Annotated in this window: 14 protein-coding genes and 2 tRNA genes; 3 read left to right on the forward strand and 13 right to left on the reverse strand. The window is 65.7% G+C overall.

Annotation, left to right across the window (positions count from 1 at the left end):
• Positions 1-33 precede the first annotated feature (33 nt).
• Genes ACN4E0_RS04655 through ACN4E0_RS04670 form a run of 4 tightly spaced genes read right to left on the reverse strand, consistent with a single transcriptional unit; the run spans position 34 to position 3,390 of the window.
• Positions 34-456 carry a hypothetical protein gene (locus ACN4E0_RS04655; protein ID WP_419566091.1) on the reverse strand — a complete coding sequence of 141 codons (423 nt, stop codon included), beginning with the start codon at positions 454-456 and terminating at the stop codon, positions 34-36.
• Positions 457-500: 44 nt separating this feature from the next.
• Positions 501-1,361, reverse strand: a complete 861-nt coding sequence (nadC, locus tag ACN4E0_RS04660) for a carboxylating nicotinate-nucleotide diphosphorylase (RefSeq protein ID WP_419566094.1) — start codon at positions 1,359-1,361, stop codon at positions 501-503.
• Positions 1,361-2,158: a LytR/AlgR family response regulator transcription factor gene (locus tag ACN4E0_RS04665; protein WP_419566098.1), complete on the reverse strand. Its 798-nt coding sequence runs from the start codon at positions 2,156-2,158 to the stop codon at positions 1,361-1,363. The genes nadC and ACN4E0_RS04665 overlap by 1 nt, the downstream gene beginning before the upstream one ends.
• Positions 2,155-3,390, reverse strand: coding sequence for a sensor histidine kinase (locus ACN4E0_RS04670; RefSeq protein ID WP_419566100.1), 1,236 nt, complete (start codon positions 3,388-3,390; stop codon positions 2,155-2,157). Before ACN4E0_RS04670 ends, ACN4E0_RS04665 begins: the two co-directional genes overlap by 4 nt.
• Before the next feature lie 82 nt (positions 3,391-3,472).
• Between ACN4E0_RS04670 and ACN4E0_RS04675 the strand changes: the two genes are divergently transcribed.
• Positions 3,473-4,084, forward strand: coding sequence for an HD domain-containing protein (locus tag ACN4E0_RS04675; RefSeq protein WP_419566103.1), 612 nt, complete (start codon positions 3,473-3,475; stop codon positions 4,082-4,084).
• Between the two features lie 4 nt (positions 4,085-4,088).
• Here the strand turns inward: ACN4E0_RS04675 and ACN4E0_RS04680 are convergent, their stop codons facing one another.
• The 8 genes from ACN4E0_RS04680 to ACN4E0_RS04715 all read right to left on the reverse strand — a co-directional run bounded on the left by ACN4E0_RS04680 (position 4,089) and on the right by ACN4E0_RS04715 (position 11,317).
• A complete protein-coding gene (locus ACN4E0_RS04680; RefSeq protein WP_419566107.1) occupies positions 4,089-4,775 on the reverse strand; it encodes a DsbA family protein in 687 nt (228 codons plus the stop codon).
• A 16-nt stretch (positions 4,776-4,791) separates the two neighbouring features.
• Complete coding sequence (locus ACN4E0_RS04685) at positions 4,792-6,171, reverse strand: M48 family metalloprotease (RefSeq protein WP_419566109.1); 1,380 nt, start codon at positions 6,169-6,171, stop codon at positions 4,792-4,794.
• 11 nt (positions 6,172-6,182) lie between these two features.
• Positions 6,183-7,085 carry an alpha/beta hydrolase gene (locus ACN4E0_RS04690; protein WP_419566110.1) on the reverse strand — a complete coding sequence of 301 codons (903 nt, stop codon included), beginning with the start codon at positions 7,083-7,085 and terminating at the stop codon, positions 6,183-6,185.
• 85 nt (positions 7,086-7,170) lie between these two features.
• Positions 7,171-9,045: a hypothetical protein gene (locus ACN4E0_RS04695; RefSeq protein WP_419566112.1), complete on the reverse strand. Its 1,875-nt coding sequence runs from the start codon at positions 9,043-9,045 to the stop codon at positions 7,171-7,173.
• A 108-nt stretch (positions 9,046-9,153) separates the two neighbouring features.
• Positions 9,154-9,639, reverse strand: coding sequence for a DUF2141 domain-containing protein (locus ACN4E0_RS04700; protein WP_419566113.1), 486 nt, complete (start codon positions 9,637-9,639; stop codon positions 9,154-9,156).
• Positions 9,603-10,319 carry a sterol desaturase family protein gene (locus ACN4E0_RS04705; RefSeq protein WP_419566115.1) on the reverse strand — a complete coding sequence of 239 codons (717 nt, stop codon included), beginning with the start codon at positions 10,317-10,319 and terminating at the stop codon, positions 9,603-9,605. Before ACN4E0_RS04705 ends, ACN4E0_RS04700 begins: the two co-directional genes overlap by 37 nt.
• A 48-nt stretch (positions 10,320-10,367) precedes the next feature.
• Positions 10,368-10,847: an MmcB family DNA repair protein gene (locus tag ACN4E0_RS04710; protein WP_419566117.1), complete on the reverse strand. Its 480-nt coding sequence runs from the start codon at positions 10,845-10,847 to the stop codon at positions 10,368-10,370.
• A 68-nt stretch (positions 10,848-10,915) separates the two neighbouring features.
• Positions 10,916-11,317: a hypothetical protein gene (locus ACN4E0_RS04715; RefSeq protein WP_419566119.1), complete on the reverse strand. Its 402-nt coding sequence runs from the start codon at positions 11,315-11,317 to the stop codon at positions 10,916-10,918.
• A gap of 135 nt (positions 11,318-11,452) precedes the next feature.
• On the opposite strand from ACN4E0_RS04715, the gene ACN4E0_RS04720 reads away from it, so the two are divergent.
• Both ACN4E0_RS04720 and ACN4E0_RS04725 read left to right on the forward strand, forming a co-directional pair.
• A tRNA-Arg gene (locus ACN4E0_RS04720) sits at positions 11,453-11,595 on the forward strand.
• 18 nt (positions 11,596-11,613) lie between these two features.
• Positions 11,614-11,690 (forward strand) — tRNA-Arg (locus ACN4E0_RS04725).
• Positions 11,691-11,819: 129 nt separating this feature from the next.
• On the opposite strand, the gene ACN4E0_RS04730 is transcribed toward ACN4E0_RS04725, so the two are convergent.
• A complete protein-coding gene (locus ACN4E0_RS04730) occupies positions 11,820-12,230 on the reverse strand; it encodes a hypothetical protein (protein ID WP_419566121.1) in 411 nt (136 codons plus the stop codon).
• Positions 12,231-12,279: the final 49 nt, after the last annotated feature.

Below are 12,279 nucleotides of genomic sequence, written 5' to 3' on the forward strand. Positions count from 1 at the left end.
CGGAACATGCCGGACCGTCGGGTGGCGGCTAGGCTATTCGCCGCTTTCGCCCCGCGCGCCGGCGAACCAGGCCTTGGCGTCGGGGCGGAACAGGAACCAGATCGCCGTCACGGTCATCACCGTGGCAAGGAGGCCCCAGGCCATCGAGCTGTCGAAGCCCGATTCCAGAGATCTCACCGTGGTCAGGACCGACCACGCGGTGAGCAGGACGAGCGCCCATCGGGCGAGCCCAATTCGCAGGACGGAGATCAGGAACCACAGGCCCAGGTTGATCGCGAGGCTGAGAAGGAGGGCGCCGACCAGCATGCCGGTGCCCATCTCGGGCAGGCCCTGGGCGGCGAATTCGGCTTCGGCCTGTGCCGACAGCGTGCCGAAGCTGAGGAGGATACCAAGCATTGTGACGCCGAGCGATCCGAGGAACAGCCAGTCGAACGTCCTGATCGAAGCGGGTTTCATGCGGTTTCCCTCCACAGTCCTTTGACCTCACTCATGGAGGGCTATCACAGCGGCGTAAAGTCGAGACCGATGTCGGCAGCGGGCGCGCTCTGCGTCAGGCGTCCGACGGAGACGTAATCGACGCCCGTCGCGGCCTTGGCCTGAATAGTGGCAAGGGTGATCCCGCCGCTCGCCTCGGTCGGCACGCGGCCGGCCACCAGCGCCACCGCCTCGCGCAGCGTGTCGGGCTCCATGTTGTCGAGCAGCAGACGGGTGGCACCCGCTTCGAGCGCGGGCTCGATCTGGTCGATCCGGTCGACCTCGCAGATGATGTCCTTCACCCCCGCCTCGACCGCGCGTCGCACGGCTTCGCCGACGTTGCCCGCGACGAGCACGTGGTTGTCCTTGATCATCGCCGCATCCCAGAGGCCCATGCGGTGGTTCGCGCCGCCGCCCATGCGCACGGCGTATTTCTCGAGCATGCGCAGACCCGGGATGGTCTTGCGCGTGTCGAGCAGTGTGCAGCCGGGATTGTCCATCGCGCGGACGTAGTGTGCCACCATGGTGGCGATGCCCGAGAGGTGCTGGACGGTGTTGAGCGCGCTGCGTTCGGCGGTCAGCATCGCGCGGGCATTGCCTTCCAGCCGCATCAGATCGGTGCCTGCCGGCACGCTCGCGCCCTCCTCGACGAGGATGCCGATCTTCATGTCCGGATCGAGTGCGCGAAAGAAGGCCTCGGCTACGGGAAGCCCCGCAACCTCGATGGCATCGCGTGTGTCCATCACACCGGAGAAGCGCGCCTCGGCTGGGATCACGCTCTCGCTGGTCACGTCGATCCCGCCGCCCGGCAGCCCCTCGCCGAGGTCCTCCGCCAGCGTTTCCCGAACGAACCGGTCGAGGTCGAAGCCGTCGAGAGCGAACGCCATCAGTGGACGAAGCGCGCCACGACGTCACGGTACGAGCGGCTGACCTTCACCTCCGCTCCGCTGTCGAGCACGAGGAAGCACTCGCCATTGGTATGCGGCTTGACCTGCCGGACCTGGTCGAGGTTGACGATGGTCGAGCGGTGGACGCGCTGGAACTTGCGCGGGTCGAGCCGGCGTTCGAGGTCCTTCATCGTCTCGCGCAGGATCAGCGAATTGTCGCCGGTATAGATGCACATGTAATCGCCCGCGGCCTCGATGTGCTCGATCGTGTCGGTCTCGACGCGGAAGATCTGCCCGCGATCCTTGACGTTGATCAGCTTCTCGTAGCGGCTCGCGGTCTCGGCGTCCTCGCCCGCAAGTTCCTCCGCCGCTTCGGGGGCCACTTCCGATAGCACGCTCTTGAGCTTCTCTGCCTCTTCGGTCGATTTCTTTTCGGTGAGGCGCTGGCGCACGCGTTCGATCGTGTCGGCAAGCTTGTCCTCGTCGACCGGCTTCATCAGGTAATTGACCGCATTGGCCTCGAAGGCGCGGATCGCGTGTTCCTGGAAGGCGGTGACGAATACGAACAGCGGCGGGTCGATTTCCATCACCCCCTGGACGACCGAGAAGCCGTCGAAGCCGGGCATCTGGATGTCGAGAAATACGAGGTCGGGCTTTTCGGTCTTGATCGCGCGGATCGCCTCGCGCCCATTCTGGCAGGTGGCGATGATCTCGACGTCCTCGAACGGTTCGAGGCGAAGCTGGAGGCCCTGGATGGCGAGCTTTTCGTCGTCGACGAGTATGGTGCGGATGGTCATGTCGTCTGGTGTGCTTTCGGGGGTAATGATGAGGGGAGAACGGCCGGGGGAGCCGAGGGTTTCTGCGTTCGGGCGCCCTGCTGCGCGGGTGCGGATTGCGGCGCGCTTAACGCCTCGTCCTGTTCTTCGGTTTCGTAGGGCAGCTCGATGAGGACGGAAAAGCCGCCGCTCTCGGGGGAGCGGATCTCGAAGCGGTGTTCCTCGCCATAGGCCTGCGCCAGCCGGTCGCGGATATTGGTCAGGCCGACGCCGGTCGAATCGCGGCGGGCATGCGTCGGGCGGACCGCGGGCAGCCCGTCCTCGATATCGTTCATCGTCATGCCTGGCCCGGTATCCGACACGGTTACCCTAAGGCGCGGCCCGACGACCTGGGCGACGATCGAGATTTCCGCCCCCTCTTCCTGCGGGCTGACGCCGTATTTGATCGCGTTTTCGACCAGCGGTTGCAGCAGCATGGCGGGCAGGCGTGCGTCTGCCGCCTGCGGCTCGACGCGGAAGGTCGTCCGCAGGCGCTCCTCGAAGCGCATCTGCTCGATGCCGAGGTAGAGCTGCAGCGTCTCGACCTCTTGCGCCACGCTGACCTTGCCGCCCGGCTGCGTCACCAGCGTATGGCGCAGGAAGCTCGACAGGCGGGTGAGCATAGCATTGGCGGTTTCGCTCTGCTTCAGCAGCACCAGCGTGCTGATCGAATTGAGCGTGTTGAACAGGAAATGGGGGTTGAGCTGATACCGCAGCATGGCCAGCTGCGCGCTGGTCGCCTGCGCTTCCAGGCGTTCGAGACGGTCGGCCTGCTCTTCCACCTGAAGGAAGAAATTGATTGCGTAATAGAGCGCCGACCAGGCTCCGAGCAGCGTCAGGTCGATGAAGTACATGCCGACGAAGAGCTTGACGAAATTGCCGTCTGTCGCCGCGCCCGCGACCTGCAGGACCCAGCTGTCGATGAAGGCATAGATGCCGGTCGCGAACACCAGTACCAGCGCGGTCGCCCCCCAGGTCACCAGCGGGCGCTGCTTGATCAGCTGGCCGTAGACCACCGCCAGGATCAGACTTAGCGAAAAGCCGGTGATCGTCGCGATGAGGATGATCACCAGGCGGTCGGGCGGCTGGCCGTTGGCCAAAGCTGACATGGCGCGCAGCATGGCGGCTCCGCCCCAGCCGCCCAGCTGGAGGTTCCAGAACGCCTGGTTCTTGTTGGCGAAGAACGGCGTAGGTCGAATGGGCAGTACTGCCATTTGCACGCCCCTCTAGCGCAATTGCGACGCGTTGCACCAGTCGCTAGAATGGCCGCGACAGGCGAAACGAGGGAGAGAAGCGATGGGCGTGCAGGAAACGATCGACGAGGCGGGGGCCGAGCGCGCCAGGTTCCGCGAGATGAAACAGGGCACGGCGGAAGACTGGGCCATCATCGGCGGCGAATACCGCGCCTTCGCCCAGGGCCTGCCCGACCGCGTGCTCGATCACCTCAAACTGCTCGACGGCGATTTCGGGGGCTTCCCGGTCGACCGGCTCGAACATTCGCTGCAGACCGCTACGCGCGCGCATCGCGACGGGCGCGACGAGCAATATGTCGTGATGGCGCTGCTGCACGACATCGGCGACACGCTGGGTAGCTACAACCACCCCGAGGTCGCCGCCTCGATCATCAAGCCCTTCGTGAGCGAGGAAGTGCACTGGATTTGCCAGAACCACGGCGCCTTCCAGGGCTATTACTACTTCCACTTCCTCGGCATGGATCAGAATGCGCGCGAGAAATTCCGCGACAATCCGCATTTCGAGGCGTGCCGCGAGTTCTGCGAGAAATACGACCAGTCCGCCTTCGATCCCGACTACGACAGCGAGAGCCTCGAATTCTTCGAGCCGATGGTGCGCCGGGTGATGGCGAAGCCGCTCGCCTCGATGTACGCCAAGGCGATGGAAGAGGAATAGGCGCCTAGCCCTCGGCGTCGAGCGCCTCGGCGAGCCGTTCGGGCGGCACCAGCCCCTCGATCACTTCATTGCCCGCGATCCAGCTCGGCGTGCCGCTGAACTGCAGCTGGCGGGCATAGGCCATGTTCCGGGCGAGCTCCGCCGTCGCTTCCTCCGAATCGGCAAATTTCTTCGCAGCTGCCAGGTCGAGCCCGGCAATCCGCGCCGCGCGCTCGATGCTTGCCGCGCTCGGCGGGCCCTGTTCGAACATCGCATGGAAGAAGGCATCGTATTTGCCCTGCTTCGCTGCGGCGAGCGCCATGCGGGCGGCCTGCTCGCTGCCGTCGAAGATCGGCCATTCGCGGATTACCAGCTTGAGCTCGGGATCCTCGGCGATCAGCCTGTCGGTGCCCGCGATCGACTGGCGGCAATAGGTGCAGCCGTAATCGGTGAACTTGACCAGCACCTTCGATCCCTTCGGATTGCCGAGCACCGCCCCGGGGAAGGGCTGCTTCACCTCGCCCGAAACCTGCGCCAGCCGGTCCTTCGCCTGCTCGCGCTGATAGGCTTCGGCCATGTCGGGCAGGATCTGGGGATTGGCGACAAGATATTTGCGTGTCTGGCCGTTGCCGAGACCGGAGAGCGACCACAGGCCGGCGCCGGCAAAGCCGAACACCAGCGCGATCAGCGCGGTCAGCAGGTGGTTCTTCATGATGATCCTTCGTCGCTCAGCCCGGCGCGCAATCGCGCCCACGCTCCATTTCGCACTGCCGTTCGATCAGCGCGCGCGCCTGCATGCCGATATCCTGAGCGCGAATCCAGTCGGGCGTGCCGCGATCGAGCCCGGCCTCGGCCGCCTGCGCGCTGCGCAGCGCGAGCCCGTATTCTCCGCTCATGACCTGCTGTTCGGCCGAGGCCAGGCGGGCGCGGGCGGTATCGCCGCGCGCGGCATAGACCACGCCGAGCTGGTACCATGCGAAGGGGTTCTGTCGATCGCGACCGACGGCGGCGCGCAGCACGCGCTCCGCCTCTTCGTAATTGTCCTTGTTCTCGGTGGCGATCAGCGCATGGCCGAATAGGCCGGCGATCAGCGGCTCGGCATTGGTCAGCTCGGTGGCGCGGCGCAGGGGATCGAGCGCATCCTCGGGGCGGCCCGATTCGAGCAGCACCTGCCCCTTGAGCTCGAGGAAATAGGGATCGTCGGGGTCGACCTCGAGCAGCTGGTCGGCCGCCGCGAGCGCCAGGTCGACGCGCGCGTTCTGGTGATAGGCATAGGCCCGCGCATAGAGCGCAGGCACGCTCCGGTCGGTCTCGGGATAGTCACGCAGCGTCGCCGAAGGCTTGGAAATATAGCCGACCAGCTTGGCCTTCACGCGCTCGAAATGGGCTTGGTTGCGGGCGTTGGCGGGGTGATCCCACGCAGGGTCCTTTTCATAGACCTCGCGCAGGGCCGAGATACGGTCACCCGACAACGGGTGGGTGCGATAGAACCCCGCCTCGTCGCTCTGGCTGTAGCCGTAGCGAAATTCCTGGTTGAGCAGCTTGCCGAAGAAGCTGAGCGATCCGCGGCCCGAAATCCCCGCCTTGGAGAGAAAATCCGCCCCGGCGAAGTCGGCGGAGGATTCCTGCGTCCGGCTGAAGGCGAGGAACTTGCCCATAGCGGCCTGCTGGCCGGCCGCCATGATCCCCATGGCGGCTTCGCCCGCCCCGGCCAGGGCGGCACCGATCCCGGCAAGCATCGACAGCAGGGAGATCTTCGTCGCCGCTGCCGCACCCTCACCATAGCGCAATACGTGCCCCCCGGTGATGTGGCCGAGTTCGTGTGCGATCACGCCCTGAACTTCCTCGGCGCTATCGGCGGCCTCGATCAGTCCCGAATGGATGTACACGGTCTGACCGCCGGCGACGAAGGCGTTGATCGACGGGTCGTTGATCAGGACGATATCGACATTGTCCGGCTGAAGGCCGGCGGCTTGGATCAACGGGGCGGAAATCTCGTGGAAGAAGGCCTCGGTTTCGGCATCGCGCAAGATGCTCTGAGCGGCGACGGGCTGCGCCGCGAGCACGGCGGCGGCAAGCAGGGCGAGCAGGCGGGAGGTCAGGCGCATTGAGGTCGAGCCTAAGGCGTTTCGGCCTGAACCGGAACTGAAACCTCGCTCACGCGGCGGGCGAAATCCACCACCGCACCATCGACATCGCGCCGCTGGCGCCAGGGGCTGGCGAGCGAGATCAGCGGCGCATTGTGATCGAATCCGGGATAGATACGCGTTTCGACCGGTGCCCCGGCCTGTTCCAGCGCCCGTGCCAGTGCGCGCGTGTTGCGCGGCCTGACCAGCGTGTCGTCCTCGCCGTGGACCAGCAGCATGGGCGGCGCATCGGCGCGGATGTGGCTGATCGGCTGGCTTTCGGCGCCGGCCCCTACCGATCCAAAGGCGGCGCGGCTCGAGGGCTTGTCGAAGGGATAGAAGTCGTACGGGCCTGAGAGACCGATCACCCCGCGCGGTTCCACGTCGCTCGCGGCCAGCCATTTGGTCTCGAGTGCAACCTGCACGACATTGTAGGCGCCCGCCGAATGGCCGGCCAGGACGATGCGGTCGGGATCGCCGCCAAGGCGCGGCGCGAGCCGGGCGGTCTCGGTCACAGCGGCAGCGGTGTCCTCGAGCATGGCGGGGTAGCGCCCCTCCTCGCCCAGCCGGTATCCGGCAAGCACGACGATGAAGCCCGCCGGCGCGATCGCACGGGCGATGAAATTGTAGTCGTCGGGATCACCCCAGCTCCAGCTCCCGCCATGGACGAAGAGAAACACCGGGAGGGGGCCGTCTGCTTCAGCAGGCGCATAGATCCGCAGCTTCTGCGCCGGGTCCCGGCCGTAGCGGGTGTTTGCCACCAGCCTGACGCCGCGCGTTCCGCCCGTCATCCGGTCGACGGCATCGAGCACCGCCGGGCCGTTGTTGCGGATCGCGAGCAGCAGCAGGACTCCTGCCAATAGGATCGCGGCGAGGCCGCCGAGCAGGATCTTCATGTGGTCTCGCACTCCCGTTTGCGCATCGCGCCCGGGGCTAGCCGCTGTCGCGCACGGGCGACAAGGGCTTTGTCGACCTTTCGGACTAGTCGAGCAGCTTGCGCGCGGCGCGTTCGACCAGCGGGATGTCCTCTGGCACCTCGCCAATGATCTCGATCGCGCCGTCGGCGGTGCGCCGGACCATCACCAGCGCAAATTCGGCGCCCTCTTCGTCGAGTTCGGCGAGCGAGACTGCGTCGAGCGCACGCAGCTTCTCTGCGAGCTTGGCGCGGACGGTCTTCTTGTGCCCGGCCGGCTTGCCCTGCTCTTCCTTGCGCGCGGCGCGCTCGGCCTGGACCACGCCTTTGAGGCCGCCTTCGGCCTCGCGCAGGAAGCTCGCGAGCTTGCCGCGCTCGATGCCCAGCCGGTGGCCATGCGTCAGCACGGCGGCGTATTCGGTCAGCCGGGTTTTGTCGTAATCGGCGCCGAAGACGAGCTTCACCACCGGCGTCATCGGCGCCCGATCCTGGATGGTCAGCCCGCTCTCGGTGAGGAGCTCGTCGAAACCGGCGGGGTCGCTCTGGGCCTCGATGCTGAAGTCGTAGGCGCGGCCGACCGCCTCGTAGAGCGTCTTGCGGCTGCGATCCTCGGTGTTCTGCGCCGCCTGCGCTAGTTCGCGCGCCGCGGCGAGGGCGTCGTAGAGGTTCTCGGGCGCGCCGGAATCGTCCGACCAGTCGGGGGCGGAATCCTCGATCTGTTCGAATTCGTCGGTTGCGGGGGACAGATCGCCGGTATTCGCATCGTCGGTCTCGGCCACCGGAGCCTCGACCATCGGTGCGGGCGGCGGAACATAGGCCTCGGGAATGCGATGGGCGGCAGAATCATTCTCGCCCGCATCCGGCACGGGCACGCCCTCGCCGAACGAGAGGTCGACGCTCTTCTTGGTACGGTCGCCGCGATTGACCAGCGCGACGAGGCTGCTCGATGCCTCTTCGTCGGCGAGCGGGTCGACCACATCATCGACGTCGTCCTCGCTTTCGTCCTCCTCGTCCCAGTCGGGCAGGCCGTAGTCGGCGGCGGTCTTCATCCTGCCGTCGAATTCGTCTTCGTCGTCGGTCTCGTCATGCGCGGCATAGCCGCCGATCGGGTTGCCAAGCGCATCGAGCCGCGCGGCGAGCGGGGCGGAATTTCTCGGCGCCGTGAAATCGCCTTCCGAGCCTTCCATCGTCCCGAAGGCCGGGCGCGGCAGGGCGCCGTCGGCGCCGGCGAGTTCCATCATCTCGGCGCCACCCAGCTCGAGCACATCCTCGTCCCTGAACCCGCCGAACGTCTCGGCGGTTTCGAGCCTGTCCGCATAGGCAGGCTCGAATTCTTCCTCCGAATTGCCCAGCGCCTGGTCGAGCTCGAGTAGCAGCGCGTCGGCGGTCTGGCGGTCGGCCATCTCCTTCCAGTTGATCACGCCGTAGATGTGGTCGACCGTTGTATCGTCGCTCGAATAGGGCAGCAAGATGCCGCGATAGAGCACGCTGGCGCCGACCGCATTGTCGAATTCCGCCTCGAAGCCGATCGGCGCCTGATTCGCCAGGATTTGCATGTAGTGATCGGTCAGGCGACTGAGCACCGAGCGGCTGGGAACTGCGGAAAGATGCGAAAGCGATCCCTCCGCGCTGCATTCGTCAGCCAGTTCGCCGCCGACGTAGCGCAGGCGCGGATCCTCGATGTCCTGCGTCAGGTCGAGCAGAACCGAATAGGGGCCGAAATCCTCGAGCGTATCGGGATGCAGATCGTCGATATGCGGGAAGTTGCGGTCGCCCAGCAGACTTGCCCAGTGGTTGTAGGCGCGCACCTGCATGCGGCGCTCGTCCTGCCCGACGGGGGAAGGCGGCGCTTCGACATCGGCGTCGTAGTCTTCGACTCCCGCATCGTCGAAGTCGTCTTCCGCTTCGCGCGAGCCGAAAAATCCGCCCAGCCTGTCTATCACTGCGTCCACCTTTCGCGGGGTCTGCCTATTCGGAAAAACCTATGCAGGTGGCGAGGTAAAAATAGGGTTAAGTGCGTTAACCATGGCGCCTATCGGCGCGGGGGGATTTCACAGCATGTAGCGCATGTGGATCGTCATCGCGCGGTTCTCGCTGCCCACGTCGAAGGCGGCGTCGGCAAAGCGCGGCGGCCCCATCCGCACCTTGGCATCGCGCGAGAAGCCGAAGCCTTCCTTGGGCATCATGCCCAGCGCGCGATCGGCCTTGCCGTTGGCGTTCTCGTCGTGGAGCAGCGCGATGGCGTAGCGACCGGGTTTCACGCCGGTGAAGGTGAAGGTCACATTGCCCTCCTGCGCCTCGGTCGTCGCGCCATAGGCGCCCGGCACTCCGCGGCATCGTGGAAAGCGGTCCTCGTCGGTGGTCATGCAGGCGCGCACCACGCCCTCGGCATTGCGCAGACCGGTCACGGTGACGGTGATCGTCGCGCCAGCCGGGTCGATCGGCGCAGCGGCGGCGAGCGCCGTGCCGAGCGGCAACAGCGCGAGTACCGCGGCGCGGCTCAGGCGGAGGCGCTGAGCCCGCGATCGGTCCCGCATGCCCGGTCCCAGAAGCGGAAGTAGAGGCCGTAGTTGCATTGATACTCTTCGTGATGACGCTGGTGGTGGCTGGCGGTTATCAGCCATCCTCCTAACCCCGAGTGAACCAGTCGACGCGGGAAGATTTCCCAGCCCATGTGATTGGTCACCCCCATCACCGTCATGACCAGCAGCACGAGGCCGAGCATGGCGACATGGATCGGGACGAGGAAGACGAGCGCCGGGATCACGATCGCGCCGGTCAGCGCCTCCCACGGATGGAAGCTCATCGCTGCCCAGGCGGTCGGCGGGCGGCTGGCGTGGTGCACGGCATGCATGGCGCGGAACCATGCCGGGCGGTGCATCAGCCGGTGCGTCCAGTAGAACCAGGTGTCGTGCGCCAGAAGGTAGAGCAGCGGGGCGAGCGGGAGATACCACAGCGGGTAGGCGTCCCATCTGCTGTAGATCTGCGTCCAGCCGCGGTCCTGCCAGCCCCAGGCGACCACGCCTGCGGGAATGCCGTAGATTGCTGCGGAGGCGAGCGACCAGCCGATCTCGCGGCGGATCTGCGCCCCCAGCTTCGCGTGATAGCCGGGACGCACACGGTCGGTGACCAGCGCGAAAATGCCGCTGGTCGCCAGATAGCGCAGCGCGACGATCGCGGTCATGGCAAGCGCGGACAGGATGATGGCGGTGAGCATCGCGGGCCGACCCTAGCTGCGCGCGGCTCCGCGCGATACAGGGGATGTTTATTCAGGCGTGCCCCAGGGCGCGCAATGCGGATCGAGCGCCACGGTCGCGCGGCGCAGCGCGGCGCGGGCGAGCCGTTCGACTTCGACCTTGCGCCGCGCCGCGGCGAGCGGCTGGAGCGGGGCGGGGCGCAGGATCTCGCCGTCATAGCCGTCGGCGACGATGATCCCGCAGCAATCGGGACGGTAATCCGCGCCTTCGAGCGGGCCGCGGTCGAGCCGCGGCGGGACGCCCCAGAAGAAGCGGTCGCAATGGTCGAGATAGTCGGGCCACTTGCCGTCGCCGAGCAGGTCGCCGCGCTGGACCTTGATCTCGACGATGATCACGCGCCCCTTGGGATCGACCCCCATGAGGTCGGCCCGGCGTCCGTTGCGCAGCGGCATTTCCGCGAGGCACCAGATGTCGTTGCGCGCGAAGAGCCGCGCGATCCCGCGCGCAACAATGGCCGCCGTCTGGGCTTCCGTTTGCGAATCCGTCATGCCCGCGATTTGGAACATAGTGCGAACACGGTCAAGGCCTCGAGGCCTTCCGACGCGCTCGGCGGCGATCAGCCGGCTTCGGACAGCTCCAGCAGCGCGGTGCGCGCGGTGTGGAACTCGCGCCACAGCGTAAGCGCAGCGGCGGTGGTATCCTGGCCCTTGGCGGTGAGCGCGAGCAGCGCGCGCAGGCCGGGTTGCATGAAGGCGGCGAGATCGTCGATCCCGCGTGCGGTCATTTCGTAAGTCCAGCCGCCGATCCGTGCAGCGCGCTGCGGCAGCGCGGCGATCGCGGGTGCGGGCGGTTCATGCGCGAGTTGCGCAAGTGCGGCGATCGCGCCCGCCGCCTCATGGACCGCCTCCCATTGTTCGGTCAGCAGGTGTAGGTCGGGAGCCGTCCGCAGCCCGTCCGCCGAGGCGGGTGGGAGCATGGTGGCCTGGGCCAGATCGAACTCGTGTGATGGCGCGTTCATGGTGTTCTGGAATAGGTCGCCAGTCTTATGAAAAGCCTAACGCGCGGCGCACCGTTCGCGCCGGGTCGTTTTGGGCTGGCGAGCCCCGGCCGGCTTTGCTAAGCGCCCCGCTCGCCCGCATGGCGTGCAGGCACCCGTAGCTCAGCTGGATAGAGCGCTGCCCTCCGAAGGCAGGTGTCAAGCCGGTTTGGGTGGAAAGTTTTGAAGGAATTGGTAAGTAATTTAGTGGCTTAGATGATCGCAAGGTTTGGGTTCACATCGCAATTCTTTCCGCGTAAGCATCGCGTAAGCACAAAGCACCCGTAGCTCAGCTGGATAGAGTGTCGCCCTCCGAAGGCGAAGGCCACAGGTTCGAATCCTGTCGGGTGCGCCAGCTGCCTCATTCAACATCAGTTTTTGTTCCGCTTGCCGACTGTACGGTTTTATGAAAAAGAACTGAAATCTCGGGCGTTGAAAGAAATCTTCTCGCTCTGGTATCTTGTGACCATGCACAACGGCGATCTTACTGAGGTGTTGGGCTATGCTGCTCCTGCCAAGCGCGCAGCTCCTCGCCTCTCAAAAACTGGATCGCAGTACCGCGGGCATCGCGACCGCCCTTAACGAAACCACGGTTTCGCGCTTCGCCAAACTGGGCATAGATGACGGAGTCGGCCTTCATCTTGCGGGCTTTTTCCCACAGCTCGCGCATGACCTTATCGTGCGAAGGGTCGGCGTGGAAGATCGTGGCCTTATGCACCCCCTTGGTGATGTGCCCGATTACGCGATAGGGGCGGTCAGTGATGTCGCCAGTTGTCACCGGGACTGGCTGGCGCATCAACCATTCGTAGGATTGAGTATTCTCGATATTCTGCGCGGCCAGCGGTAGGTCGGTCGCGAACAGGGCGGCTGCGGCGAAAATGATGGCAGGCTTCATGTCGAAATCCCTCTTTGCAGTTAAATCTAGGTGACGCATGCGGCATTGA

Origin of the sequence: Qipengyuania sp. (assembly GCF_048550555.1) — a bacterium.
Taxonomy (GTDB): Bacteria; Pseudomonadota; Alphaproteobacteria; order Sphingomonadales; family Sphingomonadaceae; genus Qipengyuania.